We start from the raw sequence: 26,954 nt of genomic DNA, 5'->3' as shown, positions 1-26,954 counted from the left end.
CGCTTTGCTCCGGGCCCCTGGCTGCACCGCCGGTCCCCGCTGACCTTCGCTGCGCATCGAGACCGCGATGGTGCGGTCCGAGCCAAGGAAGGAATGCATCATGGCCAAGATCGGCACATTCAAGAAAGTCTCCGGAGAATTTCGGGGCAGCATCGTCACCCTCTCGGTGCAGGCGAAGTCGGTTCGCATCGCGCCCGAGGAAAATCCGAGCGGCAACGCCCCCAGCCACCGCGTCTTCATCGGCGACGTCGAAGTCGGCGCGGCCTGGGAAAAGCAGACGCAGGACAAGCGCCCCTATCTTTCGGTCAAGCTCAACGACCCGAGCTTCACGGCGCCGGTCTTCGCGCAGCTCTTCGCGGGCGAAGGCGATGAGCATGACCTCGTCTGGAATCGCCAGGCGCGCCGCGGCGACTAACGCTCCGATCCCGCCCGGCGCTGCCGGGCGGGATACCCATTTCTGGGGATGTGACTCCCCGCCTCATGGAATTGGCGGCCTGGCTGCCGTCGCCAAATCTCGTGCCCTGCACGGAGGCGCGCATGGCGGAGGAAGCGAGGGACGAAGGGGGCGGCAAGGCCTGGCTCGATTTCCCCGGCTTCGCGCAGGAATTTCTTCGCCGCGGTCCCGAATATCGCCGCGACTATGAGAGCGTCATGTCGGATCCAGAGGGCGATCCGACGGCGCAGGAGGTGATGGCCCGGCGATGGGGCCTTTGCTTTCCCGGCCGATCCCCATCTGTCGGCGCGTGACGCGCCTGCCTTCTGGGACCCGGCCGTCTGCCCCCAGGTCATAATCCTCGGCCCCGCAATCGCCGGTATGAAGAATAGGCCGCATTTCGACCCCGCCCATTGGCCTCTGGCCATCGCGTCGCGGTCGGCGGGCGACGAAACACACCTGGTGATGGGCGATAATGTGTCGCGACATCGCGTCTGTCTGCGTGGCCTGCCCGCTGGCCACCCCATTGCTTGGCTGATCCCCTGCGACGCGCTGCTCGATGCCCGCTTGCAGGCGCTTGCGGCCCTCGACCGCTGGCTGCGCGGCGCGCGGCGCGGTGCGCAAATGTTCGGGCCAACCGCCTATCAGGCGCGGCGCCTCGACCTTTTGCTGGCCATCCTCGACCTTCGCCGCGGCGGCGGGGTCACGAGCCATATGGTCGCGCGGCGTCTCGTCTATCCGCGCCTTTCCATTGGACAGGGCGCTTCGTGGAAGTCTTCCCCCGAGCGGCGCCGGACCCAGCGCCTTATCCGCGAAGCCGAAGCGCTTGCCGCGGGCGGCTATCGCACGCTGCTCGCCGGCCGCGCGGGGCGACAAAAATAGCCCGGCGATTCAGCCGCTCCCCCGCGCTCCCGCTTTCGCGCCACGACGCCCCATCGCGCGCTGCCCCGCCTTTTCAGGAGCCGCCGCTGGAAGGAGCATCCCATGACCGCCGCGCACCCTCCCCGATATCTGAGGACCCCCGATGCAGCGCGCCGCGTCGGCCTCTCGCCGCGCACGCTCGAAAAGCATCGCTGTTACGGTACCGGCCCGTCCTATCGCAAACTCGGCGGACGCGTGGTCTATGCGATCGACGAACTCGATGCATGGGTCGAACTCGGGCGGCGCTCGTCGACCTCCGATCCGGGCGTCGGCACCGTGCACCCGGCGCGCCGGGGGCTCGCCTGATGCCGCGCGCTGTCGCAGCGCCCGGCGTTTCGCTCTCCCGCCCCGGCCACGGTAGCGGATGTGTTTCCGCGTCGCCCCACGGCTGCGGCTTGACTGAGGTCGAACTGACCTGGATCGAGGGCCGCCACGAACAATGGATCCGCTTCGGCCGCGTCGCCGCCGAGCGGATATTGAGCCGCAGCACCCGCGTCATGGCCTTTCGTCCCGGCGCGGTCTTTGGCTTCGTGCGGTGGACGTCGAACGACTTCGGTACCATCCATTCGACCATCGCGATCGCAATTGCGATGACGCCCGGCGAACCATTTTCGACGCTGCCTTTCGTCCGCCCCGGCGCCGAAATCCTTGCGCGGATCGACGGCTGGCCGAAGGTCCAGCAGGCGCTCGCAGCGATCAACGCGGTGGAGGCGGCTGGCATCGAGGCGTGCGATGCATCGCCCGACCAACGGCGCCATGTCGGCAACCGGCTCGCCGCCGGCCTGCCTTTCCGGCCCTATAGTCTCGATCGCCATACGGCATGGCTCCGCCGCCGGGCGATCGAGGCATGAACCGCCGGCTCTTGTGCGCGACGGTCGGCGCAGCGGCGCTGTTCACCGCCTCTTTCGTCGCGGTCGCCCGGCTGAAACCGGCGCCGCGACTGCTCTGGAATGCGAGCGCCAGCGCCCCCATCGGCCTCTACCGGATCGATGTCGGTGCGCGGCCGCGGCTCGGCGACCTTGTCGCCATCGACCCGCCGCCGGCGCTCGCGAACTATCTGTCCCGTCGCGGCTATCTGCCGCGCGGGGTGCCGCTGCTGAAGCGCGTCGCCGCGCTTCCAGGTGCTCTTGTCTGCCGGTCGGGTGATTTTGTCACGATCGACGGAGAGGGCGTCGCGCGTGCGCTGGCGCGCGACGGGGCGGACCGTCCGCTCCCGGACTGGCGCGGTTGCCGGATCGTCGGCGCGCAGGAATTATTCCTGGTCAATGCGGCGCGGGACAGCCTCGACGGGCGATATTTCGGGCCGATTTCGGCGTCCGGTCTGATCGGCACGGCGCACCCGGTTCTGACGCGCGCCAACGCCGAAGCATCGCTTCGCTGGCACCGCGCGAGTCCTTCCTTCGAACCAATTGCCGACGAGATGGAGCAAGGACGATGATTGTTGCGCGGCTGCGGCGAAGTCTCGCCATCCTGTCTGTCCTGTGCTGGCCTATGCGCGTCGTTGCACGGCGCGCGGCCATATCGGCTGCGCTGCTTTTGCCGCCGATCTGCACTCCGGCTGCCGCGGCGGCGCAGTCGGAGCGCCACCCCTATGCCGATCGGGTCGCCGAAGCGGCGCAGCGCTTCGGTATCCCGGAGCTCTGGATCTGGCGCGTGATGCATGCCGAAAGCCGCGGCCGGATCGGCGCCGTGTCGCACGCCGGCGCCATGGGGCTGATGCAGATCATGCCCGCAACCTGGGCGACGCTGACGGCGCGCCACCGGCTCGGCTCGGACCCCTTCGACCCCCGCGCGAACATCCTCGCGGGCGGCGCCTATCTGCGCGCGATGTGGGACCGCTATCGCGATGTCGGACTGATGCTCGCGGCCTATAATGCGGGTCCCGGTCGCGCCGATGCCTATGTTGCGGGACGACGCGGACTGCCTGCTGAGACGCGCGCCTATGTCGCCAGGATTGCGCCCGAACTGCAGTCGTCGGCGGGCGATTTACCGGTCAGTTCGCCCCCGCGCGCTGCGCCCGGCTGGCGCGATGCAGCGCTCTTTGCAGTGCGTCCGGCTGCAACCGGTGGCGCCGAACCCGGCCCGCCTGCCCCAGCGAATCCTCAGGCAGGGGCAGCTCATTCTTCGATCTTCATTGTGCTGTCGGAACGGAGTTATCGGTGATGTTGAATCCTCCAGATTATCTTCGCGGTTGCCACGTCTCTCGCAGCGTGACTGCCTTTCGAAAACAGTTTCACGGCGCCAGTTCATTGCCTACGGCAGCCTGGCAACCTCCGTCTCCGGCAGCCTGGATAATGTCTGACCCGGCCGTCTTTCAGGCAAGGTTGCGGGGCCGCGATGCTACGCATCGGACCCGTAATTTGGATACACACCTCACGCACGGGTGCATCCAGCTTTTCCGCCACTTTTCGAGCGGCGGATCCGACGTCACGTCAGATGGCCTAAGCAGAAGCTTAGCAATTCCGCCACTTTTGGAGACGTCGCATCGGCGTCGCGATCGGGCCTCGCGATGAAGCTGGTGAGGCATACGGTTCGTCTGCCGGTCGAGGTCGACAAGGCGGTAGGCGAGCTTGCGAAGGCGAAAGGCGACACCGCCTATGCGACCCTCGCGACCTGCGTCGAAGCCGGGCTTGCGGCGCTGTCAAATCCTATGGCGGACGGGTCCGGCAATCGCGAACTCGTCGCCGAACTCGTCTCGATCGGTACCCGGCTGCTCGCCGTCGAGCGCATGCTGGACCGCACCCTGTTCACTGCCTGCGCTGCCTATTGCTATGCGCGCAGCGCCGCCTTCGACGGCGGCAAGAGCGACGAGGAGATAAGCGCCGAGATCGGCCGTGCCTATGATCGCCAGCGGCGCCGCGCCGATGAGGGCGGGTCGTGATGCGCGATCGGGACCAGCGTATCCATGCCGACGCGCTGCGGCGCCACTGGCGATCGAACCAGGTCCGGCGGTTCAAGCGCCATGCGATCATCTTCGCGGCATCGATCGCGCTCGGCGGCCTGACGCTCCCCTATCTGATGCTGACGCCGACGACGATGCAGGTGACGGGGACATGGTATGTCGCGCGACTGAAGACGTGGATATCGAGGGGCACCGACGCCGAACCCGGCGTCATGATCACTCAGGGCGAAGAGCGCTACGAAGCATCGGCGCGCGCGGTAGCGGCGCATCCCTATTATCGCCGGTCGGCCGACACGGTGATTGCCTTCTTCATACGAGGATGCTTGCTGGGGTTCATCGCCTGGCTGGCGGGCCTGATCTTGCTGCGCGGCGCGATGGCACGGCGGCGCGAACTCATGCTTCGCGATCGCGTGATCGGGGGGACGATCGTTACGACCGAGAAGAAGCTCGCGCAGCTGACGCGTGCCGAAGCAGGGGACCATGCCCTGGCCATCGCGACGGTGCCCATGCCGCCACGCCTCGAAACCCGCCACATGGCGATGGTCGGCACGACCGGAAGCGGAAAGACCACGGTGCTGCGTCAGATACTCGATGGCGTCGAGGCGCGCGGCGAGGCGGCGCTCGTCTACGACACGAGCGGTGAGTTCGTCGCCCAATATTATGATCCCCGGCGCGGCGACATCATCCTCAATCCGTTCGATGCGCGCTGCGCTATTTGGACGCCCTTCGCCGAGATTGCGCATCCGGCGGATGCCGACCGCATCGCGCAGCAGCTTATCACCGAGACCGGACAGCATGATCGCGACGTGTGGCTCGAAACGAGCCGCATCCTCGTCGCCAACATGATCCGCGCGCTGTGGCGCGAGGGCAAATGCACCCTGCCCGATCTGCTCCATGCGTTGCAGGTGCGGTCAAAGGACGATCTCAAGCTATGGCTGGGGAACAGTTCGTCGGCGCGCACCTTCGCTGACGATGCCGACCGCGCGACGGGAAGCGTGCTCTTCATGCTCGCCAAGGCCGCGAACCTCATCCAGTTCCTGCGCATCGACGAGGGCAAGGAGACGGCCTTTTCTTTCCGCGATTTTTTATCGGGGCTCGACATGCATCCCGGTCCGAAGCCCTGGATCTTCGTGCCGCGGAAAGAGGATTATTTCGAGGCCTCGAAGCCGCTGCTTGCCTGCTGGCTCGAATGCGCCGCGAGCGCCCTGCTCGGGCATTCGCCCTCGGCCGAGCGCCGCCTCTGGTTCATCCTCGACGAACTCGCCGACCTGCCGCGCGTCGACAATCTCGCGCGGCTGCTACCCGAGGGGCGCAAGTTCGGGGCGGCGGTCATCCTCACCTTTCAGGCGATCGGGCAGATGCGACATCGCTACGGACAGGATTTGTCCGAATCGATGCTCGGCTGCTGCAACACCAAGCTGTTCCTCCAGATGACCGACAGCGAATCCCGGCAATGGGCGAGCGACACCATCGGAAGCTGCGAGGTCGAGCTGCCGACGATGACCGATGCCCTCGCCGACGGCGACTACAAGCCGCGCACGACGCTCGGCCGCCAGCGCAAGGTCCGGCCCGCCGTCCTCGAGAGCGAACTGCGCCTTCCCAGGCATCGCGGCTATTTGCTGTTCCCCGATGGATTGCCGGTCGCGCGCATCGCGCTCACCGACGACCATATCGTGCGGCGCGGCAAGGCGCGCCAGCTCGGATATGTCGCGGGCGATCCCACGACCAGCCTCTGGCAGCAGTCCGTCGAAGCGCCGCCGGTCGGGACACCGCCGGTTGAAGCGGAGCCCGCCGTGCAACCATCGACGGTGCCGCCCACCGAGCCGGAGCCGCCGAAACCACAGCCGAGCGGCGACGGACCAGTCTGATGGTCGCGTCGGTATCGGCGCTGACGAGTTCGGCGCAGGCGAGCAGCTATTATGAGGCCGACGATTATTATGCCGAGGGCGGGCTGTCGCCGTCCGAATGGCACGGCAAGGGCGCCGAGGAGCTTGGGCTGACGGACGAGGTCGATCGCGACACCTTTCGGGAATTGCTCGACGGCAAGGTCGCGGGCCAACAGCTCGGCACGGTTCGTGACAGCCAGCTCGAACATCGTCCCGGCTGGGATGTGACCCTCAGCGCACCCAAGTCGGTGTCGATCATGGCCGAGGTTGCGGGCGACCGGCGGTTGATCGAGGCACATGGGCAGGCCGTGAAGACGACGCTCGCGCATATCGAGGCGCATATGGCCGCGACCCGCGTTCGGCACGGCGGCAGCGTGACGCGTGAGGCCACCGGCAATCTCGTTGTCGCCGGCTTTCAGCACGGGACCAGCCGGGCGCAGGACCCGCAGCTTCATACCCATAATGTCATCATGAATGCGACGCAGGGCGAGGATGGATCGTGGCGCAGCCTCGAACCGCGTGCCGTCTATCAGCTTCAGAAGCAGATTGGCGCCATCTACCGGCAGGAGCTGGCCGTGAAGGTCCGCGAGCTCGGTTATGAGATTGCACCGGGCAAGGAGTCCATGTTCGAGATCAAGGGCGTCTCCACAGACGTGATGGCGGCGTTCAGTACGCGCAGCGCCGAGATCGAGGCGGCGCTCGGCGAACGCGGAACTTCGCGCGAAGAAGCCAGCGCCGCCGAGAAGCAGGTCGCCGCGCTCGATACGCGGCAGGCGAAGGTCGCGACCGATCATGGCGCGCTTGTCGCCGACTGGCGCGCGACCGCCGACCGGGCGGGATTCGATGCCGAGGCCCGGCTGGCGTTGGTGCGCGAGGCCGAGGCCAGGGCGGCAAATGGGATTCACCTTGCCGATCCATCGATCGCCGATCGCGCCGTCGCCCATGCCGCCGAGAAGCTTGGCGAGCGGCAATCGGTGTTTGCGGTGGCGGCGCTTCACGAGGAAGCGGGACGGGTTGGTCTTGGGAAAGTCGGATATGCCGAGATCGGCGAGGCGATCGGGCGGGCGGCAAAAGAGGGCGAGCTGGTCGACCGCACCTTTATCGATCGGCGCGGTGCCGCGTTCGACGGATTCACGACTCGGCAGAATATCGCGGCCGAGAAGATGCTGCTGCGGATTGAAGCGGAAGGGCGGGGTGCTCTCACGCCGATCGCGTCGCAGCTTGCGGCAGCCCAGGCTGTCGCGGGTGCGGCCGCGCAGGCGGAGCGGTCCGGCTTTGGCTGGAATGCCGACCAGCGCGCGGCGACCGAGCAGCTTCTGACCAGCCGCAACCGGATCACCGCGGTGCAAGGCTATGCCGGGACCGCCAAGACGACAACGGTTCTTGCGACGTTCGCGCGCGAGGCCGAAGCGCGTGGCGTGTCGGTGGTCGCGCTGGCGCCGACCGCGTCGGCGGCGATGACACTCGGTGAGGCGCTTGGCACGCGTGGCGATACCGTTGCGCGCCATTTGCTCGTGCCCGAAGGTTCGGCATCCGGCCAGCCGGTCGCGTGGATCGTCGATGAGGCCTCGCTCTTGTCGGCGCGCGATACCGCGCGGCTGTTTGAGTTGGCCGAGCAGGATGATGCCCGCGTCATCCTTGTGGGCGATGTGAAGCAGCTCGGATCGGTCGAAGCCGGCGCGGCATTTGGGCAGCTCCAGACCGCCGGCATGGAAACCGCCACGCTCGGCGAGATCGTCCGGCAGAGCAATGCGGCCACGAAGGAGGCGGTGCTCGCGTCGATCGAGGGCGATGCGAAGAAAGCGCTCGCCGCGCTCGACCGTGGCGGCGGCCAGATCGTCGAACATGCCGATCGCATTGGCCGCTTCGCCGCGATCGCCGAACGCTATGCCGAACTCGACAAGGCGGCGCGCGCGCGAACGCTCGTGATCGAACCCTCGCGCGAAGGGCGCGACGCGTTGACAGCGGACATAAGGGAGGCGCTCGTCAGGTCAGGCGCACTTTCCGGTCCGGCCGTCGCCGTCGAAAGCCTCGTCAACAAGGGGCTGACCCGCGCCGAGGCGCGCGACCCGCTAAGCTACGACCGGGGCGATGTCGTGCGCTTCACGCGCGACTATGCCGACAAGGGCGTCGCGCGCGGCGAAGCCTATCGTGTCGAGGCGGTCGATCCGGCGAAAGCCGCCATTGCGCTCAGGTCCGAGGATGGGCGCGAGGTCGACTGGCGGCTTCGCCAATGGGGTGCCGGCAAGGCGCAGGTGTTCGCGCCTCAAAATATGGACCTCAGGACTGGGGACAGCATCCGCTTTACCCGTAACGATCGCGAGGCTGGGCGGATCAATGGCGCGCGCGGCGAAATTGCCGCAATTGACGAGCAGGCGCGGACGGCGACGGTGCTTGGCGCGCGCGGACAGGTGCAGACGCTCGGCCTCGATGCCGCGCGCGACCGGCATATCGCCCACGCTTATGTCGATACCGCTTTTGCCGCGCAGGGACGCACCGCCGATTATGTCATAATCCACGCCGATAGCAAGGCGACCAATCTGGTCGACCAGAAGAGCTTCTATGTTGGCATTTCGCGCGCGAAGGAGACGGCGACGATCGTCACCGATGATCGCGCGAAGCTGATTTCGGCGATCAATGAGCGCGCCGGCGTTGTCCAGACCGCGCTATCGCGGGCGCCGGTCGCGGGCGCCGCAATTTCGCGGGCGGCCATCGCGGCGCCCGCTGCCGACAAGGAGATCAGCGCGTCGGTCTCGCAAGCGGCGGCATCGCTGCCCGGCATGGGACTCTAGCTTTTGCGAGCGATCCAATCATCCGATGGATGAATTGCGGAAGAGCATCCGCGGACGAGGAGCCCTTGCAAAACGTCGATAGCTGTCAATCATCGCGTTCCGCAAAATAGGCCATGAGGCGATGCCCGAGATCGGGGTCGAGGCGGATGAAGTTGCGCCGCCCATCGGTGCGGTCGGCTTCTCGCGTGACAAGGCCGGCGTCGGTCAGGCGCTGCAGGAGCCGGAGCGCGCTGCTCATCGGCAGTCCCGACGAGATGCAGAGCGAGCTCGTCGAAACGGGCCTTGCTTCAGCCTCGTGAATGAAAAGTTCGATGAGCATGTCCCAGGCGGGTTCGCCGAAAATGTCGGGCGCCCCGACGAGCTGCCGGCGAAGCAGTCGCCGACGCGCCGTGCGCTGCGCGTTCGCCAGCGCACGCGGGGCCGCGGGCGCGTTTCGCCAATTGTTGGATGTGTCGCAAAGACGATAGTCTGGCGCGGGCGAGGAGCGCCGTGTGGCCTTGCGGTCGAGGATGGGTCGGTGGCCGCGAAGCGCGACGACGATATGTTCGAGCAATTCGACATCGAGCGAACGGCCGATGGCGGACAGCCTCGTCGTTGCCGCGACGTCGGCTTCGCTCGGCGTGGGATCGCCGCTCGGATGATTGTGCACGAGGATGATCGCCGCAGCGTCGAGCTCGATTGCGCGGCGGAATATCGTGCGGGGATAGATTGCGAGATGACCGATCGTACCCTGCTGCAATTGTTCGTCGGCGATCAGGCGGCGCGCCGCGTCGAGGAACAGCACCCGCAGCGTTTCATGGGGTAGTGCTCCCATCGACAGTTTGAGATAGCTGATCAGTCTGGGGCTGGCGGGGTCAATGCCACGGTCGTCGAGTTCGGCGCGCATCGATTCGATCATGGCCGCCCGGGCCGCGACCAGCAGTGCGCCCACAGGGCTGTCTCGGCCCAATGTACGTGCCAGTGCCTCGGGAGTCTGCGCGAGAAGGCGGGCCAGCGTGTGATATTCGGCGAGCAGGGTCTCGGCTAGCGCGGCGCAATTGTCGGGTTCGATGACGGCGACGAGATCTGCCAGGATGGCTCGCTGTCGCCTCGCGCCAGCCGTCGCCGGTGACGCCAGGTTGCTAGGATGAGGATTGCGGGGACGAGCCAGGACGTCGCCACCTGCATGGTGAGATAGGCTGCAGGGTGAAGATGGACGTCGATTATCCGGCTTGTGTGCGCCAGCAGTGGGGTAATGTGCAAAGCAGCGACGCACATGGGCCAGAAGCGATGCGCAAAAAGCGCGAGGATGATCGTCGCCGCCGCTCCGAACAGGTCGATCGCGAGGTGACCGCTGTCGAGCGACAGGAAATTCGGCGGGACGAAGGCATGGAGCAACTGATCGAGCCCCACCATCGTTGCCGCGATCACTGCCATCACGCGTTCCGGGCCGCCACCCCGCCAGGCGGCATAGCTTATGGCAACCGCCAGAAATCCAAGGAACAATGCGATGCGCATGAACCAAGACTTTCATGGCGGTGCCTGCCCGTCAATCCGCGTCAGGCCGAAACGGTCTGGACGCCAGTGTGCGTCCCGGCGATCGACGGGCATTCGTGAAGGTCGTAGCCTGCGGTTTCGCGGCCGATTTCGGCAAGCTCGCCATGAACACGCAAGATTTCGCCGCTGACGCCGACCAGCGCCACCTGTGCCTTCATCAACCGGCGGATCGTGGAATGTCCCTTGATCGCGGGCACCCCGGCTGTATCGCGGCGGGCGGTGACCACGCTCGCCATCAGCGAGGATAGTGCGATGAGCGCGTCGTCGATGCGCACTTCGGCCGCAGGGACATCGCGGATGAGACGTGCGGCCGTGATGGTGATTTCGTTGGACATGACTTCTCCTCTGCCGAAAGCCAGTGCTCCGGCTGTAGATGATCGACTGTGCGAAAGGGTCAGCTGGAAAAGAGACGCGTCAGCGTTTCGCCGATCGTCACCGCCGCGAGGGCGAGAAAAACGATAGAGGCCAGCATGGCTACCATGATCCAGCCCCGGTTCGCGCGACGATGATCGTGCCTCCAGAGACCCTTGGACGGCGGGTCGGCCATGATGTCGTTCAGCGCCAGCGGAGCCGGCTCGCCGTCCGGGAAATCGGATGGCACGAGGTCAGTGCCCGGCGGTAGTATGACCGGATCACATGGTATCCGGTCGTAGGTCTGGCGCAGCCGGGCGTAGATGAGCGCGGCCTCGTCGCGATTGGCGGCGCCGAGGATATGCCGGGCAGTGGTGATCCTCAGATCGACTGCCTGCTTCGATATCTGGAGGCGGCGCGCGATCTGTTTCGAGGTCTGGCGCTCGAGCAGCAAATCGAGACATGCGCGCTGTTTCCCGGTGAGACGCGCCCAGCGCAAAGGCTCGTCCGACGGCTGCGACCCCGAATCAGTCATTGCTACACTCTTGCCATAATCGCGCGCGACGCAAGTTGTCGCGCCCGCGTTCCGGGCTGGACCGGTTCTCGAGATCGCCGGCACCTACGCCACCGCCTGTCTTTCATCGCCACGCTACGACGCCGCGAAAAGCTTGTTGAATCCGGCGCTTTGCTGCGTCTCTTACTCATCCCCGTTGAGCGGGGCGCCCTTGTCCCGCGTCAAGAAACGGGGACCCGATGGGCGCAGAACCGATCCGGCTGGAGGCACGTCACCGCAGCGCACGCATGCTGCGCACGGCCATGGGCGGCGCGATCGCCGAGTGGCTCTCGGACCGCGAGATCATCGAGATCATGCTCAACCCCGACGGCCGCCTCTGGGTCGATCGGCTGGGCCACGGGATCGAGGACAGCGGCGAGACGCTGAGCGCGGCCGACGGCGAACGCATCATCCGGCTTGTCGCGCATCATGTCGGCGCCGAGGTCCACGGGGCGGCGCCGCGCGTGTCCGCCGAGCTTCCCGATGGCGGCGAGCGCTTCGAGGGATTGCTGCCGCCCGTCGTTGCCGCGCCGACCTTCGCCATCCGCAAGCCGGCAATCGCCGTCTTCACGCTCGCTGACTATGTCGCTGCGGGTATCATGACGTCCGAGGCCGCGGAGATCCTTCGCGCCGGCGTGCGCGACCGGCTCAACATCCTTGTCGCTGGCGGCACCGGCACCGGTAAGACCACGCTGACCAACGCTCTCCTCGCCGAGATAGCGGGCAGCACCGACCGGATCGTCCTGATCGAGGACACGCGCGAGCTTCAGTGCGCTGCGCCGAACCTCGTCGCGATGCGCACCAAGGATGGTGTCGCCTCGCTCTCCGATCTCGTCCGCTCGTCGCTCCGCCTTCGCCCCGATCGCATTCCGATCGGCGAGGTTCGCGGCGCCGAGGCGCTCGATCTTCTGAAGGCATGGGGCACCGGCCATCCGGGCGGCGTCGGCACGATCCACGCGGGCAGTGCGCTCGGCGCGCTCCGCCGGATGGAGCAACTCATCCAGGAAGCGGTGATCACCGTCCCGCGCGCGCTGCTCGCCGAGACCATCGATCTCGTCGTGGTGCTGGTCCGCGACGGAACCGGTCGGCGCCTTTCCGAACTCGCTGGCGTCGACGGGCTCGATCCCGCGACTGGCGAATATCGCCTGACCGCCCTCATCACCCCCAAAGGAGAAAATCGATGATCCAAGCCCTGCGGCATGGCGCGCGCCGCGCCATGCTCTCCTCGACCGCGCTTTTCGTCGCGCTCACCGTCGCGGCGCCCGCCCATGCCGGCGGTTCGTCGATGCCGTGGGAAGCTCCGCTGCAGTCGATCCTCGAAAGTATCGAGGGTCCGGTCGCCAAGATCGTCGCGGTGATCATCATCATCGTCACCGGCCTCAGCCTCGCCTTTGGCGACACGTCAGGCGGGTTCCGCCGGCTGGTGCAGATCGTCTTCGGCCTGTCGATCGCCTTCGCCGCCTCGAGCTTCTTCCTCTCCTTCTTCTCCTTCGGCGGCGGAGCGCTCGTCTGATGAACCGCGAAGAGGAAGCGCCGGGCTTTTTCGCGCCGGTCCACCGGGCGCTGGCCGAGCCGATCCTGCTCGGCGGCGCGCCGCGCAGCCTTGCGATCGTCAACGGCACGCTCGCGGGTGCCGTGGGGCTGGGCCTTCGCCTGTGGCTCGTCGGCCTCGCCATTTGGCTGATCGGTCATGCCCTCGCTGTCTGGGCCGCGCGCCGCGACCCGCAGTTCGTCGACGTCGCCCGGCGTCACCTCAAATATCCCGTCTGGATGCGCTGATGATGAACCTTTCCGAATATCGCACGAAATCCGCGCGCCTCGCCGATTTTCTCCCCTGGGTCTGCCTGGTGGCGGAAGGCGTGGTGCTGAACAAGGATGGATCGTTCCAGCGCAGCGCGCGCTTCCGCGGACCCGACCTCGATAGCGCCACGCCCGCCGAACTGGCCGCGGTCACCGCCCGCCTCAACAATATGCTCCGCCGTCTCGGGTCGGGCTGGGCGGTGTTCGTCGAGGCGCAGCGCGTGCCCGCTCTATCCTATCCGGTGTCGGAGTTTTCCGATCCGGTGTCCGAGCTGGTCGATGTCGAGCGCCGTGAGCAATTTCGCGAAGAAGGGGCGCATTTCGAGAGCTTCTACTATCTGACCCTGCTCTGGATGCCGCCTGCCGAAGAGGCGGCGCGCGCCGAGGCATGGCTCTACGAGGGTCGCTCGAAGGTGGGCGTCGACGCACAGGAGCTGCTGAAGGGCTTCATCGATCGCTCGGGGCGCGTTCTCCATCTGGTCGAGGGGTTCATGCCCGAGGCCGAATGGCTGAGCGACGGCGAGACGCTGACCTATCTCCACACCTGCGTATCGACCAAGATCCAGCGCGTCCGCGTCCCCGAGACGCCCGCCTATCTCGATGCGCTGCTCGCGGACGAGACGCTCGTCGGCGGCCTCGAGCCCCGGCTCGGCGATCATCATCTGCGCACGCTCACGATCACCGGCTTTCCGAGCGTCACCTTTCCGGGGCTGCTCGACGAGCTCAACCGCCAGGCTTTCGGCTATCGCTGGTCGTCTCGCGCGATCATGCTCGACAAGACCGACGCGACCAAGCTGCTGACGAAAATCCGTCGCCAGTGGTTCGCCAAGCGCAAGTCGGTCGCCGCGATCCTCAAAGAGGTGATGACCAACGAGCAGTCGGTGCTCATGAACAGCGACGCCTCGAACAAGGCAGCCGACGCCGATATGGCGCTGCAGGAACTCGGCGCGGACGAGGCGGGCATCGCCTATGTCACCGCGACGATCACGGTGTGGGACCGCGATCCGGCGCTGGCCGCCGAGAAGCTCCGGCTGGTCGAGAAGATCATCCAGAGCCGCGACTTCACCTGCACCGTCGAGGGCGTGAATGCGCTCGAGGCCTGGTTCGGGAGCCTGCCCGGCCATGTCTATGCCAATGTTCGCCAGCCCCCCGTCTCCACCCTCAATCTCGCTCACCTGATACCCCTCTCGGCGGTGTGGGCGGGGGCGGAACGGGACGAGCATTTCGGTGATGCCCCCTTGCTCTATGGCAAGACCGAAGGTTCGACCCCGTTCCGCCTTTCGCTTCATGTCGGCGATGTCGGCCATTGCCTCGTCGTCGGCCCGACGGGTGCCGGCAAATCGGTACTTCTCGCGCTCATGGCGCTGCAGTTCCGGCGCTACGAGGGCAACCAGATCTTCGCCTTCGATTATGGCGGCTCGATCCGCGCCGCCGCGCTCGCGATGGGCGGCGATTGGCAGGATCTCGGTGGCGCCCTGCACGATGCCGGCAGCGACGGATCGGTCGCGCTGCAGCCGCTCGCACGGATCGACGAGCCGCCCGAGCGTGCTTGGGCCGCCGAATGGCTCTCGGCGCTGCTCGCTGGCGAAGGCGTCGCGGTCGATCCGGCGGCGAAGGAGCATATCTGGTCGGCGCTGACATCGCTCGCGACCGCACCGGTTTCCGAGCGCACGCTGACCGGTCTCGCGGTTCTCCTCCAGTCGCAGGAACTGAAACTCGCCCTTTCGCCCTATCTTGTTGGTGGCCCCTGGGGCCGCCTGCTCGATGCCGAGGCCGAGCACCTGGGCTCAACGCGCGTGCAGGCGCTCGAAACCGAGGGCCTGGTCGGTGCCTCGTCGGCAGCGACCGTGCTGTCCTATCTGTTCCACCGGATCGAGGGCCGTCTCGACGGCTCGCCGACGCTGATCATCATCGACGAGGGCTGGCTCGTCCTCGATAGCCCGGCCTTCGCGGCGCAGCTGCGCGAATGGCTGAAAACGCTCCGCAAGAAAAACGCGAGCGTCATCTTCGCGACCCAGAGCCTCGCCGATATCGAGGGATCGAGCATCGCCCCCGCGATCATCGAGAGCTGTCCGACGCGGATCTTCCTGCCCAACGAGCGTGCGGCCGAACCGCAGATCGCGCGGGTCTATGACCGCTTCGGTCTCAATAGCCGGCAGGTCGAGATATTGAGCCGGGCGACGCCGAAGCGTGACTATTATTGCCAGTCGCGGCGCGGCAACCGGCTGTTCGACCTCGGGCTCGGCGACATCGCGCTCGCCTTCGCTGCCGCCTCCTCGAAATCCGACCAGATACGCATCGGCGAGCTCATAGCCGCGCACGGACAGGACCAGTTCGCGGCGGCCTGGCTCCGCCACCGCGGCCTCGAGTGGGCCGCCGATCTGCTCGGAAACCTCGAAATCGCAGCCCCCTGAAGGAGTGAATATGATGAAAATGTCTTCTTTGTCCCGTGCGGCGCTGGCCGGCCTGATGGTCGTGGCGATGCTGCCGGCGGGTTCGGTCATCGCGCCCGCGAGCGCGCAGATCGGTGGAATCGTCCATGATCCGCGCAACTATTCGCAGAATATTCTGACCGCCGCGCGCACGCTCGAGCAGATCAACAACCAGATCAAGCAGCTGCAGAACCAGGCGACCTCGCTCGTCAACGAGGCGCGGAATCTGCAGAGTCTGCCGGTCTCGACCTTGCAGGAATTGCAGGGACAGGTCGATCGCACGCGCGAACTGCTTGGGCAGGTGCAGCGCGTCGCCTTCGATGTCGGCGACATCCAGAAGGCATTCGACGCGCGCTACAAGAGCGCGGCGCTTTCGGTCCCGCAGGCGGCGATGGTCGCCAATGCCGAGGCGCGCTGGAACAACAGCGTCGGCGCCTTCCAGGACGCGATGAAGGTGCAGGCCGGCGTCGTCACCAACATGGGTGGTGCGCGTCAGTCGATCGGCACGCTGGTGACCGCAAGCCAGTCGGCGACCGGCGCGCTGCAGGCTGCACAGGCAGGCAATCAGTTGCTCGCGCTCCAGTCGCAGCAGCTCGGTGACCTCGCCGCGGCGATCGCGGCGCAGGGCCGCGCCGAAATGCTCGAAGCTGCGCGAGCGGCGGCCGCCGAAGCCGAAGGACGCGAACGCTTCCGCCGCTTCCGCAAGGGCCATTGAGATGGGCCGGACGGGCAAGCTCGTGGTCGGGGCGGTGATCGGCGGCATGGCGCTGGCGCTCGTCCTTATGGCCGCGGTGGACCCGCCCGCGCCCCGTGCGTCCGCTCCCCCGCAGATATCCGGAGCGGACGCACGACCCGACCTCGACGAAATGCTGCGCCGCTGCCGCACCGTCACCGTCGCTGATCCCGAATGCGAGGCCGCGTGGGAAACGAAGCGGCGGCGCTTCTTCGGTCAAGAGAAGGACGAGCGATGAACGATACCGGCGTAATCGATCAATTTCTGTCGGTCTTCTCGACCTATATCGACAGCGGCTTCGGCCTGCTCGGCAGCGAGGTCGGCTTTCTCTCGTCGACGCTGATCGTGATCGACGTGACGATCGCCGGGCTCTTCTGGGCGTGGGGCGCCGACGAGGATGTGCTGCAGCGGCTCGTCAAGAAGACGCTCTATATTGGCGTCTTCGCCTTCATCATCGGCAACTTCCAGAGCCTCGCGACGATCATGCTCGAAAGCTTCGCGGGCCTCGGTCTCAAGGCGAGCGGCGGCGCCATGGCGATCGGGGACTTCATGCGCCCGGGCGTCGTCGCTGCGACGGGGCTCGATGCGGCAGAACCTTTGCTTGACGCGAGCGCCGATCTTCTGGGGCCGGTCGGGCTCTTCACCAATTTTGTCCAGATCATGATCCTGCTCGTCGCATGGGTGATCGTCGTGCTCGCCTTCTTCATCCTCGCGGTGCAGGTCTTTGTGACGATCCTGGAGTTCAAGCTCGTGACCCTCGCGGGGTTCGTCCTCATCCCCTTCGCCTTCTTCGGGCGCACCGCCTTCATGGCGGAACGGGTTCTCGGTCACATCATATCGTCGGGCATCAAGGTGCTGGCACTTGCCGTCATCACCGGGATCGGGACCACGCTCTTCGATCGCTTTCTCAACGCGGGCATCGGCGCCGAGCCCGATATCGAACAGGCGATGGCTGTCGCGCTCGGCGCGCTCACCCTGCTCGGTCTCGGCATCTTCGGTCCGAGCATTGCGAATGGCATCGTGGCGGGCGGACCGCAGCTCGGGGCCGGCGCGGCGGCCGGAACTGCCGTCGCGGCCGGCGCGACGCTGGCTGCCGGTGCGGCCGGCACCGCTCTAGTCGGCGGCGCGGCAGTGGGTGCTACGCGCGGCGCTGCCCTTGCCGGGGCTCGCGGTGCGGGCAGCCTATCCGGGGCTTATGCCGCAGGCGCGGCCGGGAAGAGCGGTGCGAGCGCCATGGGCTCTGGCTTGGCGAATGTCGCACGCACTGCGGGTAGCGCCGCCTCCTCACCGCTGCGCCGCGCGGCCGAGGCGATGCGGATCAATTTCAAGGCTGGGCGCAACGGTGCGGTCGATAGCGCAGCGCCCGCCAAGGCTGCCGACGCGCCGCCGGCATGGGCCGCTGCGATGCGCCGCCGTCAAATGGTGACGCAGGGAGCGACGACGGGCGCCCGGATCGTGAAGAGCGGCGACAGCCACGGCGGCGGCAGCGCGCCCGACATCAGCGAAAAGGACTGATCTTCGATGTTCAAAAGACCCACCAATCATTATGGCCGCGCGCCCGAGCCGGTCACCCCCTATCAGCGCGCTGCGCAGGTCTGGGACGATCGCATCGGCTCGGCCCGTGTTCAGGCGAAGAACTGGCGCATCGCTTTCTTCGGATCGCTGCTGATATCGGGCGGTCTCGCTGCCGGGCTGGTCTGGCAGTCGGCGCGTGGCACGATCACCCCTTGGGTGGTCGAGGTCGACAAATTGGGCGAAGCGCGCGCCGTCACGCCCGCCGACGGCGAGTATCGGCCGACCGATCCGCAGACCGCCTTCCACCTCGCGCGCTTCATCGAGCATGTCCGTTCGATCCCCGCCGATCCGGTGGTGCTCCGCAAGGACTGGCTCAGCGCCTATGATTTCACGACCGCGACCGGGGCGCAGGCGCTCAACGATTATGCGCGCAGCAACGATCCCTTCGCCGAGGTCGGGAAATTCCAGGTCGCGGTCGATGTGTCGAGCGTCATCCGCGCGTCGAAGGACAGCTTCCGCATCGCCTGGAGTGAACGCCGCTATCAGGACGGCAGTCTGATCGAGCAGTCGCGATGGTCCGCGATCGTCACTGTCACGATCCAGCCGCCGCGCACCCCCGACGCGATCCGCCGGAACCCGCTCGGCGTCTTCATCACCGCTATCAACTGGTCGAAGGAACTTAGCCAATGACGAAAATCCGCCCTATTGCGCTCGGGCTTGGCGCTGGTCTGTCGTTGCTCGTGGCTCCCGCAGCCGCAGGCGAGCCCGCCGATCCGCGGCAGCGTATCGGGCGCGCCAATGCCGACGCGCGCGTCCAGCCCGACGAGCATCTCTATCGCAATGCGATCCAGCAATATGCATGGGCCGAGGGCGCGCTCTTCCAGGTCTATGCGGCGCCGGGTCAGATCACCGACATCGTCCTTCAGGACGGCGAGCAACTGGTCGGGCCGGGACCGGTGGCGGCGGGTGATACGGTGCGCTGGATCATCGGCGACACGGTGAGCGGAACCGGCGCGGGGCGCCGCGTCCATATATTGGTGAAACCGACGCGGCCCGACATCATGACCAACCTCATCATCAATACCGACCGCCGCACCTATCATGTCGAGCTGCGGGCGACCGCTTCGACCTATATGGCATCGGTATCATGGACCTATCCGGCCGACGAACTGCTCGCGCTACGAATGGCGGAGGCCGAAGCGATGCGAACCAGGCCCGTCGCGGCCGCGATCGATCTCGCGGCGCTCAACTTCCGCTACCGCCTGTCGGGTGACAAGCCCGCCTGGCGGCCGCTCCGCGTCTTCGACGACGGCCGCCAGCTCTTCATCGAATTTGGCGAGGCCATCGCGACCGGCGAGATGCCGCCGCTTTTCGTCATCGGGGAATCGGGTGAAGCCGAACTCGTCAACTACCGTGTCCAGGGACGCCATATGATCGTCGATCGCCTGTTCGATCGCGCCGAACTGCGGCTCGGTGCGGGAAAGCACGCGGATATCGTGCGCATCATACGCGACACGCCGCGCCCCCGGGGCCGGTCATGACCGGCCTCGCAGAAAAGATGTCTGCCGACGAGACGTCTGAGCCCGGCGCGATGCAGGCCGATGAACCCGATGCCTTTTGCCTGCGCGGTGAACCACCCCGCGTCATGCGCCTGTCGCGCAAGACGCTGGCGGCCATCGGCGCCGTCGGCGGAACGGCGATCGGAGGTGCTTTGCTCTTCGCGCTGCAATCCCCCACACCCAAGACCGCCGAAAATCTCTACTCGGCCGACAATACGAACCGCGCCGACGCGGTAACTGCTGCCCCGGCCGACTATGGCAAGGTGCCGAAGCCCGGACCGCCGCTGCCGAGAGACTTGGGACGGCCGATCGTATCGGCGCAGCGCGAGGGCGATATGGTCCCGGTGCCGTCTATGGGCAGCGCGCCACTTGCCGGTGGTCGCTCGCCAGCCGGTGAGGCCCGCGAGCGCGCAAGGCAGGAAGCCGACACCGCCAAGTCGAGCCGGCTCTTTCTGGGAGCAGATGGTACGGCGGCGCCGGTATCGGACAGCCTTCGCGCGGGAATGGAACAGCCCGCCGCTTCGGCCCCGGCGTCCGGCGCGTCGGCGCTCCCGCCCGTGTCGGCGCAGCGCGCCTTTCTGGAAGGCGGGGCGCGTCGGCCCTTCGAAAGCGCCGAGCGCATCGAGGCGCCATCGTCGCCCTTCATCCTTCAGAGCGGCAGCGTAATTCCCGCCGCGCTGATCACCGGCATCCGCTCCGATCTCCCCGGGCAGGTAACCGCGCAAGTGACCCAGAATGTCTATGACAGTCCGAGCGGGAAGATCCTGCTTATTCCCCAGGGCGCGCGCCTCGTCGGCGAGTATGACAATGAGATCGCGGCAGGACAGCAGCGCCTCTTGCTCGCCTGGGATCGGCTCATCCTGCCCGGCGGCCGGTCGCTCCGTCTCGATCGGCAGCCCGGAGTCGATGCCGCCGGCATGGCAGGGCTCTCCGACCGGACCGATCATCATTGGGGACGGATGCTCCGCGCCGCCCTCGTCTCCACCCTGCTCGGGGTCGGGGCCGAACTTGGATCGAATGGCGATGACGCGCTGATAAGGGCGCTGCGCGACGGATCGCAGGATACGATCAACCAGTCGGGTCGTCGGTTGGTCGAGCGCCAGATGAATGTGCCGCCAACCCTGACCGTCCGGCCGGGCTTCGCGCTGCGTGTCATCGTCACCCGCGACCTGATCCTCGAGCCCGCGGCTGGTACGGCGCTATGAGCAAGCTCAGACTGGGGCCGATCGCCGACGACAAGCCGGTGAAGCTGTCGATCGAACTGCCGGGGGCGCTGTACCGCGATCTGATCGCCTATGCCGAGGTGCATGCCAAGGCGACCGGTCTTGCCGAGCCCGTGCCGGCCGAAAAGATCGCCGTCCCTATGATCGAGCGCTTTATCGCAACCGACCGAGGCTTCGCGACCGAGCGGCGGCGGCGCTGATCCGCTAGCAACCGGACCGATCGTCAGCCATGGTAGGAGTTCGCGGACGTCGTCGAGATGGAAGCCGGATCGCGCGCACCGAATGAAGGGCAGACGCTGCCCGATGATGCCGCGCCGGACGTGCAGGGAGCCCCAGGGTGGGCTAGGGCGCCTTGTCGAGCTTGGTGATTGTTCCAGCCTTGCCGTTCCAGTCCAGTTCGAACGCGACCTTGTTGCCAACCTTGATGTCTTTCAGCAGTTCGGGCTTTGCGGCGAAGGCCATCGTCATCGGCGGCCATTCGAGCTCGGTGATCGCGCCATGATCGAGCGTAACCTGGTCATTCGCGCTATCGATCGCGGTCACGGTCGCCGTGCCCTTGCCATGCTTGGTTTCGGCCGGCGTCGCCATGGTTCCAGCATCATCGGCCATGGCTGCCTTCTCTTCGGCTTTCGGCGCTTCGCCTTGCTTGTCGCAGCCGGCAAGCGCTGCGGCGAGCGCAAGGCCCAGCGCGATGATCGACAGTTTCTTCATTTCGTTTCTCCTTTGGGTTGAGCTGGTTTTGCCGCTCGCCTGCGCATCAGCAGATAAGCGGCGGGAATGATGAACATCGACAGCAGCGGCGCGGTGAGCATGCCGCCGACCATCGGTGCGGCGATCCGGCTCATCACCTCGGAGCCGGTTCCGGTCCCAACGAGGATCGGGAACAGGCCTGCGAGGATGACCGCGACGGTCATCGCCTTGGGCCGTACGCGCAGCAGCGCGCCGTCGCGCACCCCCGCCGCGACATCGCCGTCGCTGCGTGCAGCGAGCGCCTGCTTGAGGTAGATCAGCATCACCACCCCGAACTCGGCCGACACCCCCGCCAGCGCGATAAAGCCGACGGCGCTGGCGACCGACTGGTTGTAGCCGAGCAGATAGAGCAGCCACAACCCGCCGGTGAGCGCGAACGGCAGGGTCCCCATGATGAGCAACGCCTCGTCGAGCCGCCGGAAGGTCAGATAGAGCAGCCCGAAGATGATCGCGAGCGTCACCGGGACGACTATCTTCATCCGCTCGGTCGCGCGCACCAGAAATTCGAACTGGCCGGTGTAGGAGACGCTGACCCCCGGCGGCAGCTTGACCTCGCGCGCGATCGCCGCCTGGATGTCGGCGACCAGCGTTTGCAAATCGCGCCCGCGGCCATCGACGTAAATCCAGGTCACCGGGCGGCCATTCTCGCTGCGCAGCATCGGCGGACCGTCGCTGATCCGCACTTCGGCGACGGTGCCGAGCGTGATCTGCTGGCGCGTCGGGGTCAGCACCGGCAGGTTGATGATTTCATCGAGGCTGTCGCGGATTTCGCGCGGGTAGCGCACGCTGATCGGATAGCGCGCCAGCCCCTCGACCGTCTGCCCGATCGTCGCGCCGCCAATCGCGCCCGATACGATGGCTTGAACATCGGCGATGTTCATTCCATAGCGCGCCGCTGCACCGCGATCGATCTGGACATCGATGTAGCGCCCGCCGGTGAGCCGTTCGGCGAGCGCCGATGCGACGCCGGGCACCGTCTTGACGACATCCTCGATCCGCTTGGCGCTGGCGTCGATGGCCTTGAGGTCGGATCCCGCGACCTTGATCCCGATCGGGCTTTTGATCCCCGTCGCCAGCATATCGATCCGGTTGCGGATCGGCGGCACCCAGAAATTGGCGAGCCCCGGCACGCGCACCCGCGCGTCGAGTTCCTCGATCAGTTTTTCCGGTGTCATCCCCGCGCGCCATTCGCTCTTGGGTTTGAACTGGATCGTCGTTTCGAACATTTCGATCGGCGCCGGATCGGTCGCGGTGTCGGCGCGCCCCGCCTTGCCGAACACACGGCTAACCTCGGGGACCGTCTTGATCAGACGGTCGGTCTGCTGGAGCAATTTGCCCGCTTCGGCCACCGAAAGCCCGGGCAGCGCCGAGGGCATATAGAGGAGGTCGCCTTCGTTCATTTGCGGCATGAACTCGCCGCCAAGCCGCGCCATCGGCCACAGGCTGGTCGCAAAGACCAGTAGGGCGATGAACAACGCCTGTTTCGGACGCGCGAGCACCCAATCGAGCCCGGGGCGGTAGAGGCGGGTCAGCCAGCGATTGATCGGATTGGCATTCTCGCCGGGAATCTTGCCGCGAATGAGCCAGCCCATCAGCACCGGGACGAGCGTGATCGAAAGCAGGGCCGCCGCCGCCATCGCATAGGTTTTGGTGAAGGCGAGCGGCGCGAACAGCCGACCCTCCTGTCCCTGAAGCGCGAAAATCGGGATGAAGGAAAAAGTGATGATGAGCAGGCTGAGGAACAGTGCCGGGCCGACCTCGGCTGCCGCGCCGGTGATCGCGCGCCAGCGTTCGGTCCCTTCCAATTTCCGGTCGGGATTCTCGTGCGCCCAGCGTTCGATATGCTTGTGCGCATTTTCGATCATCACGACCGCTGCATCGACCATCGCTCCGATCGCGATCGCGATGCCGCCGAGCGACAATATATTGGCGTTCAGGCCTTGTGCGCGCATCGCGATGAAGGCGATGAGGATGCCGAGCGGCAGCGTCAGAATCGCCACCAGGGCCGATCGCGCGTGCCACAGGAACAGCGCACAGACGATCGCCACGACGATGAATTCCTCGACGAGCTTCGAGGTCAGATTATCGACCGCGCGGTCGATCAGCCCCGAGCGGTCATAGGTGGTGACGATCTCCACCCCCGGCGGAAGGCTGGCCTTTAGCGAATTCAGCTTGGCCCGGACATTCTCGATCACCTCGCGGGCGTTCTTGCCTTGCCGCATGACGATCACCCCGCCGGTGACTTCGCCTTCGCCATCAAGTTCAGCGATTCCGCGCCGCATCTCGGGACCGATTTGCACCGTCGCAATGTCGCCCACCGTCACCGGGACTCCGCCCGCGGCGGTGCGGATCGACACGGCGCGGAAATCGTCGAGGGTCTTCAGATAGCCGCTGGCGCGAACTATATATTCGGCCTCGGCCAGTTCGACCGTCGCGCCGCCGGTTTCCTGATTGGCGGCGGTCAGGGCGTCGCTGACTTCGCGCACGGTGACGCCATAGGATGCCAGTTTTTGGGGATCGAGGACGATCTGATATTGTTTGACCATCCCGCCGATGGTCGCGACCTCGGCGACGTCGGGGACGGCTTTCAATTCGTAACGCAGGAACCAGTCCTGGATCGAGCGCAGTTCGGCCAGATCATGCCGTCCGTTTTTGTCGACCAGCGCATATTCATAGATCCAGCCGACGCCGGTCGCATCGGGTCCGATCGACGCGGTCGCGCCGTCGGGCAATTTTCCCTGCACCTGGCTCAGATATTCGAGCACCCGGCTGCGCGCCCAATACAGGTCGGTGTCGTCGTCGAACAGCACATAGACGAAACTGTCGCCGACAAAGCTATAGCCGCGCACGACGCGCGCGCCCGGCACCGACAGCATCGTCGAACTGATCGGATAGGTCACCTGATCCTCGACGATCCGCGGCGCCTGCCCCGGATAGGTGGTGCGGATGATGACCTGAACGTCCGACAGATCGGGAATCGCATCGACTGGGGTCGTCCGCACTGCGGCGACACCGACGAGGGTCAGGATCAGTGCCGCGGCAACGACCAGTCCGCGTGCCGCGACCGAGGCGCGAATGATCCGCTCGATCATTTCGCGTCACCGAGCGGGCGGACGGCGATGCCGGTCAGGCTCGCCTCGGAATCGAGCAGGAACTGGCCCGATGCGACGACCCTCTCGCCCACCGCCAGCCCCTGCAGGATTTCGGTCTGGCCGCCGCCCTCGCGCCCTGTTTGCACTTCGGCGGGATGATAGCGCCCGTCGCCCGTCGCCAGCATGACGATGCTGCGCGTGCCGGTGCGGATGACCGCCTCGCTCGGCACCAGCAGCGCGGGTTTGGCGTCGCCGCCGAGCGTGACATTGGCGAACATGCCCGGGCGCAGCCGGCCGCCGCGATTGGCGAGTTCGATGCGCACGGTCAGCGTCCGGCTGTCGACCTGCGTCGTCGGCAGGATCGCGATGACGCGCCCGCCAAATGTTTCGCCGGGAAAGGCGGTGAGCGTCGCAACCGCGCGCTGGCCGACGCGCACCGCCCCGGCCTGAGCCTCGGGCAAGGAGGCGTTTAGCCAGACGGTGGCCAGCCCCGAGATTTCGGCGAGCGTCTGGCCCTGCGCCAGCGTAACGCCCGCCCGCGCGCTGAGGCTCTGCACGACGCCGCCGATCGGCGAACTGATCGTAACGGTTCCGCTTGTCCGCCCGGTCCGATCGACCCGGTTGATAACGGCGTCGGACATGCCGATCAGACGCAGCCGCTGCCGCGCCGCCGCTGTCAGCTCGGGCCGGCCGAGCTTCTTGACGCTCAGATATTCGGTCTGCGCGCCGCCCCAATCGGGCGACTGAACATCGGCGATCGGCGTCCCGGCGCCGATGACGTCGCCCGGGGCCAGCCGATAGACGCGCTCGACAAAGCCGTCCGAACGCGCCTGGACGATCGCGACGTCGCGTTCGTTGAAATCGACCGCGCCGGTGACGTCGAAGGTCGCCGCGAGGCTGCCCATCTCGGCGGCGACGACGCGCATTCCGAGATTTTGCATCGCCGACGGATCGATCGAAAAGCCCGGCGCGGCGTCGGCCCCGCCGCCTTCGTCGGCATATTTGGGTTCCAGCTCCATATCCATGAAGGGCGACTTGCCCGGCTTGTCGAACTTCTGGTTCGGGAACATCGGGTCGTAATAATAGAGGATCTTGCGCCCATCGCTTGTGGCGCCCGTCGGCACGTCGTCCGCGCCGCGCTGCCCGATCCAGTAACCGCCGCCGCCCGCGATCAGCACCGCGGCCAAAATCCCGGCGCGCCACCGCACCGCTGTCGTCGCTTCGGTCATCGCCCTGTCTCCCCATAGATATAATTGATCCGGATCGCGTCGCGCGCGACCTCGGCCTCGCGCGCCAGTACATCCACTTCGGCTTCGGCCAGCGCGAGCGTCGAGAGCAATGCGGTCCCGAGGTCGAGCTGGCCGGCGGCGTAGCTGGCGAGGTCAAGCTCGGCGCGCTTCTTCGCCAGTGGCACCAGCCGCGACTGCGCATTGCCGAGCTGTTCGTGATGCATGTGATGATCGGCGAGATCGGCGTCGAGGGCCGCGGCGATGTCGCGCTTTGCCGCTTCGCGATCGAGCCGCGCGCGCGTCGCCTCGCTCGCCCGCGCGGAGATCTTCGGGTCCTGCCGCTTCTTGGCGAAGAGCGGCAAGTCGATGGTGACGCCGAGCGTGACGAGGTCGCCATAATTGGGCTCGCGCCGCCCATAGGCCGCCGAGACGTTCCAGTCGGGCCGCTTGTCGGCGCGTGCGAGCCCGGTTTCGGCATCGGCCGCCAGCGCGCGCGCATCGAGCGCGCGCAGCCGCGGCAGCGCGTCGATTCCGGAGCGCAGCGCGCTTTCATCGACGACCGGCGGCGGCGGCGCGCCTGCCGTGTCGGCGGCGGCGTCGCCGGTGAAGCGCGCGAGCTGCGCGCGGGCGCGCGCAACCTCGGCGGCGAGCCCGCTGCGGCGATCCTGAATCTCGGCGCGGAGCTGTTCGGGTTCGAGCGCCTGCGCCGGCCGCGCCGCGCCGCTGGCCAACCGCGCGGTCACCGTCGCCTGCAAATCGTCGAGCTCGGCATCGAGCAATTCGAGCTTCTTGAGCCGTTTCTTGGCATAGAAAAGGTCGATCCAGGCGAGCGCCGTCGCCAGCCGGACGTCCTGCGCCGCGACCGCTTCGTCGGCGCGCGCGATCCCGATTTCGGCCAGCGCGCGCGTCGCACGCGCCCGGCGCTTGGCGGGATGGGTGAATTCCTGGCTGATACCGATCACCTGCATCGTGAAATTGTCGCGGTTGAGGCGGCCCGCGTCGGGGCCGGTGACCGGGAAATCCTTGATGGCCAGATCGAGTTTGGGATCGGGCAACCGGTCGGCCGCGATCGCCGCCGACTCGGCGGCGTCGATCCCCGCTTCGCGTCCGCGCAGTTCGGGCGCCTGGGTTTCGGCCAGCCGCAGCGCGGCGTCGAGTGTCAACGGCTCGGCATGAAGCGTCGCGGGCAGCGCGATCAGCATGGTCGCCGCAAAAAAATTGCGCATGATGTCCCCTTTTGTGGACCG

At 66.7% G+C, this 26,954-nt stretch carries 29 protein-coding genes; 21 read left to right on the top strand and 8 right to left on the bottom strand.

The window, feature by feature from the left end; all coding sequences use genetic code 11:
* Positions 1-100 precede the first annotated feature (100 nt).
* The 10 genes from U0S50_RS15485 to mobF all read left to right on the top strand — a co-directional run bounded on the left by U0S50_RS15485 (position 101) and on the right by mobF (position 8,934).
* Complete coding sequence (locus U0S50_RS15485; protein WP_322309585.1) at positions 101-415, top strand: DUF736 domain-containing protein; 315 nt, start codon at positions 101-103, stop codon at positions 413-415.
* Between the two features lie 122 nt (positions 416-537).
* Positions 538-747, top strand: coding sequence for a transcriptional regulator domain-containing protein (locus U0S50_RS15480; protein WP_322309584.1), 210 nt, complete (start codon positions 538-540; stop codon positions 745-747).
* A gap of 67 nt (positions 748-814) precedes the next feature.
* On the top strand, positions 815-1,315 hold the full coding sequence (locus U0S50_RS15475; protein WP_322309583.1) for a DUF2285 domain-containing protein: 501 nt from the start codon (positions 815-817) through the stop codon (positions 1,313-1,315).
* Positions 1,316-1,417: 102 nt separating this feature from the next.
* A complete protein-coding gene (locus U0S50_RS15470; RefSeq protein WP_322309582.1) occupies positions 1,418-1,660 on the top strand; it encodes a helix-turn-helix domain-containing protein in 243 nt (80 codons plus the stop codon).
* Positions 1,660-2,205 (top strand): DUF2840 domain-containing protein, encoded by a 546-nt coding sequence (locus U0S50_RS15465; RefSeq protein WP_322309581.1) that lies wholly within the window; start codon positions 1,660-1,662, stop codon positions 2,203-2,205. Before U0S50_RS15470 ends, U0S50_RS15465 begins: the two co-directional genes overlap by 1 nt.
* Positions 2,202-2,792, top strand: a complete 591-nt coding sequence (locus U0S50_RS15460) for a S26 family signal peptidase (protein ID WP_322309580.1) — start codon at positions 2,202-2,204, stop codon at positions 2,790-2,792. Before U0S50_RS15465 ends, U0S50_RS15460 begins: the two co-directional genes overlap by 4 nt.
* A complete protein-coding gene (locus U0S50_RS15455; protein ID WP_322309579.1) occupies positions 2,789-3,517 on the top strand; it encodes a lytic transglycosylase domain-containing protein in 729 nt (242 codons plus the stop codon). Before U0S50_RS15460 ends, U0S50_RS15455 begins: the two co-directional genes overlap by 4 nt.
* 346 nt (positions 3,518-3,863) lie before the next feature.
* On the top strand, positions 3,864-4,235 hold the full coding sequence (locus U0S50_RS15450) for a hypothetical protein (RefSeq protein WP_041383340.1): 372 nt from the start codon (positions 3,864-3,866) through the stop codon (positions 4,233-4,235).
* The gene (locus U0S50_RS15445) at positions 4,235-6,124 is read left to right on the top strand and encodes a type IV secretion system DNA-binding domain-containing protein (protein WP_322309578.1); all 1,890 of its coding nucleotides are present in this window, start codon (positions 4,235-4,237) and stop codon (positions 6,122-6,124) included. Before U0S50_RS15450 ends, U0S50_RS15445 begins: the two co-directional genes overlap by 1 nt.
* A complete protein-coding gene (gene mobF / locus U0S50_RS15440) occupies positions 6,124-8,934 on the top strand; it encodes a MobF family relaxase (RefSeq protein WP_317154136.1) in 2,811 nt (936 codons plus the stop codon). The genes U0S50_RS15445 and mobF overlap by 1 nt, the downstream gene beginning before the upstream one ends.
* Before the next feature lie 85 nt (positions 8,935-9,019).
* On the opposite strand, the gene U0S50_RS15435 is transcribed toward mobF, so the two are convergent.
* From U0S50_RS15435 to U0S50_RS15420, 4 genes are all read right to left on the bottom strand, one after another.
* Positions 9,020-9,865, bottom strand: coding sequence for a JAB domain-containing protein (locus U0S50_RS15435; protein ID WP_322309577.1), 846 nt, complete (start codon positions 9,863-9,865; stop codon positions 9,020-9,022).
* A 92-nt stretch (positions 9,866-9,957) separates the two neighbouring features.
* Positions 9,958-10,431 (bottom strand): hypothetical protein, encoded by a 474-nt coding sequence (locus U0S50_RS15430; RefSeq protein ID WP_322309576.1) that lies wholly within the window; start codon positions 10,429-10,431, stop codon positions 9,958-9,960.
* Between the two features lie 41 nt (positions 10,432-10,472).
* Entirely contained in the window at positions 10,473-10,805 is a 333-nt protein-coding gene (locus U0S50_RS15425) for a hypothetical protein (RefSeq protein ID WP_317154133.1), read from the bottom strand.
* Positions 10,806-10,864: 59 nt separating this feature from the next.
* Positions 10,865-11,320 carry a helix-turn-helix transcriptional regulator gene (locus U0S50_RS15420; RefSeq protein ID WP_317154132.1) on the bottom strand — a complete coding sequence of 152 codons (456 nt, stop codon included), beginning with the start codon at positions 11,318-11,320 and terminating at the stop codon, positions 10,865-10,867.
* Between the two features lie 254 nt (positions 11,321-11,574).
* Between U0S50_RS15420 and trbB the strand changes: the two genes are divergently transcribed.
* Genes trbB through U0S50_RS15365 form a run of 11 tightly spaced genes read left to right on the top strand, consistent with a single transcriptional unit; the run spans position 11,575 to position 20,836 of the window.
* Positions 11,575-12,558: a P-type conjugative transfer ATPase TrbB gene (trbB, locus tag U0S50_RS15415; protein ID WP_317154131.1), complete on the top strand. Its 984-nt coding sequence runs from the start codon at positions 11,575-11,577 to the stop codon at positions 12,556-12,558.
* On the top strand, positions 12,555-12,887 hold the full coding sequence (locus tag U0S50_RS15410; protein ID WP_317154130.1) for a TrbC/VirB2 family protein: 333 nt from the start codon (positions 12,555-12,557) through the stop codon (positions 12,885-12,887). Before trbB ends, U0S50_RS15410 begins: the two co-directional genes overlap by 4 nt.
* Complete coding sequence (locus U0S50_RS15405; RefSeq protein WP_317154129.1) at positions 12,887-13,153, top strand: VirB3 family type IV secretion system protein; 267 nt, start codon at positions 12,887-12,889, stop codon at positions 13,151-13,153. Before U0S50_RS15410 ends, U0S50_RS15405 begins: the two co-directional genes overlap by 1 nt.
* Positions 13,153-15,588, top strand: a complete 2,436-nt coding sequence (trbE, locus tag U0S50_RS15400) for a conjugal transfer protein TrbE (protein ID WP_317154128.1) — start codon at positions 13,153-13,155, stop codon at positions 15,586-15,588. Before U0S50_RS15405 ends, trbE begins: the two co-directional genes overlap by 1 nt.
* 13 nt (positions 15,589-15,601) lie before the next feature.
* Positions 15,602-16,321 carry a P-type conjugative transfer protein TrbJ gene (gene trbJ / locus U0S50_RS15395; RefSeq protein ID WP_322309660.1) on the top strand — a complete coding sequence of 240 codons (720 nt, stop codon included), beginning with the start codon at positions 15,602-15,604 and terminating at the stop codon, positions 16,319-16,321.
* Position 16,322: 1 nt separating this feature from the next.
* The gene (gene trbK-alt / locus U0S50_RS15390) at positions 16,323-16,577 is read left to right on the top strand and encodes a putative entry exclusion protein TrbK-alt (protein WP_317154127.1); all 255 of its coding nucleotides are present in this window, start codon (positions 16,323-16,325) and stop codon (positions 16,575-16,577) included.
* On the top strand, positions 16,574-17,854 hold the full coding sequence (gene trbL / locus U0S50_RS15385; protein WP_317154126.1) for a P-type conjugative transfer protein TrbL: 1,281 nt from the start codon (positions 16,574-16,576) through the stop codon (positions 17,852-17,854). Before trbK-alt ends, trbL begins: the two co-directional genes overlap by 4 nt.
* A 6-nt stretch (positions 17,855-17,860) precedes the next feature.
* Positions 17,861-18,544, top strand: a complete 684-nt coding sequence (gene trbF / locus U0S50_RS15380; RefSeq protein WP_317154125.1) for a conjugal transfer protein TrbF — start codon at positions 17,861-17,863, stop codon at positions 18,542-18,544.
* The gene (gene trbG, locus U0S50_RS15375) at positions 18,541-19,395 is read left to right on the top strand and encodes a P-type conjugative transfer protein TrbG (protein ID WP_317154124.1); all 855 of its coding nucleotides are present in this window, start codon (positions 18,541-18,543) and stop codon (positions 19,393-19,395) included. Before trbF ends, trbG begins: the two co-directional genes overlap by 4 nt.
* The gene (locus tag U0S50_RS15370; protein ID WP_394357199.1) at positions 19,392-20,618 is read left to right on the top strand and encodes a TrbI/VirB10 family protein; all 1,227 of its coding nucleotides are present in this window, start codon (positions 19,392-19,394) and stop codon (positions 20,616-20,618) included. The genes trbG and U0S50_RS15370 overlap by 4 nt, the downstream gene beginning before the upstream one ends.
* Positions 20,615-20,836, top strand: coding sequence for a DUF2274 domain-containing protein (locus tag U0S50_RS15365; RefSeq protein ID WP_317154123.1), 222 nt, complete (start codon positions 20,615-20,617; stop codon positions 20,834-20,836). The genes U0S50_RS15370 and U0S50_RS15365 overlap by 4 nt, the downstream gene beginning before the upstream one ends.
* 142 nt (positions 20,837-20,978) lie before the next feature.
* Here the strand turns inward: U0S50_RS15365 and U0S50_RS15360 are convergent, their stop codons facing one another.
* From U0S50_RS15360 to U0S50_RS15345, 4 genes are read right to left on the bottom strand one after another with little or no spacing between them, the layout of a single operon-like run.
* Positions 20,979-21,347: a copper-binding protein gene (locus tag U0S50_RS15360; protein WP_317154122.1), complete on the bottom strand. Its 369-nt coding sequence runs from the start codon at positions 21,345-21,347 to the stop codon at positions 20,979-20,981.
* Positions 21,344-24,478 carry an efflux RND transporter permease subunit gene (locus U0S50_RS15355; RefSeq protein ID WP_322309575.1) on the bottom strand — a complete coding sequence of 1,045 codons (3,135 nt, stop codon included), beginning with the start codon at positions 24,476-24,478 and terminating at the stop codon, positions 21,344-21,346. The genes U0S50_RS15360 and U0S50_RS15355 overlap by 4 nt, the downstream gene beginning before the upstream one ends.
* Entirely contained in the window at positions 24,475-25,707 is a 1,233-nt protein-coding gene (locus U0S50_RS15350) for an efflux RND transporter periplasmic adaptor subunit (RefSeq protein WP_217373001.1), read from the bottom strand. Before U0S50_RS15350 ends, U0S50_RS15355 begins: the two co-directional genes overlap by 4 nt.
* Positions 25,704-26,933 (bottom strand): TolC family protein, encoded by a 1,230-nt coding sequence (locus U0S50_RS15345; protein WP_186401295.1) that lies wholly within the window; start codon positions 26,931-26,933, stop codon positions 25,704-25,706. Before U0S50_RS15345 ends, U0S50_RS15350 begins: the two co-directional genes overlap by 4 nt.
* Positions 26,934-26,954 lie beyond the last annotated feature (21 nt).

Source organism: Sphingopyxis sp. (genome assembly GCF_034380315.1).
Lineage (GTDB): Bacteria > Pseudomonadota > Alphaproteobacteria > Sphingomonadales > Sphingomonadaceae > Sphingopyxis.
This window is presented reverse-complemented; position numbering and strand designations above follow the sequence as displayed.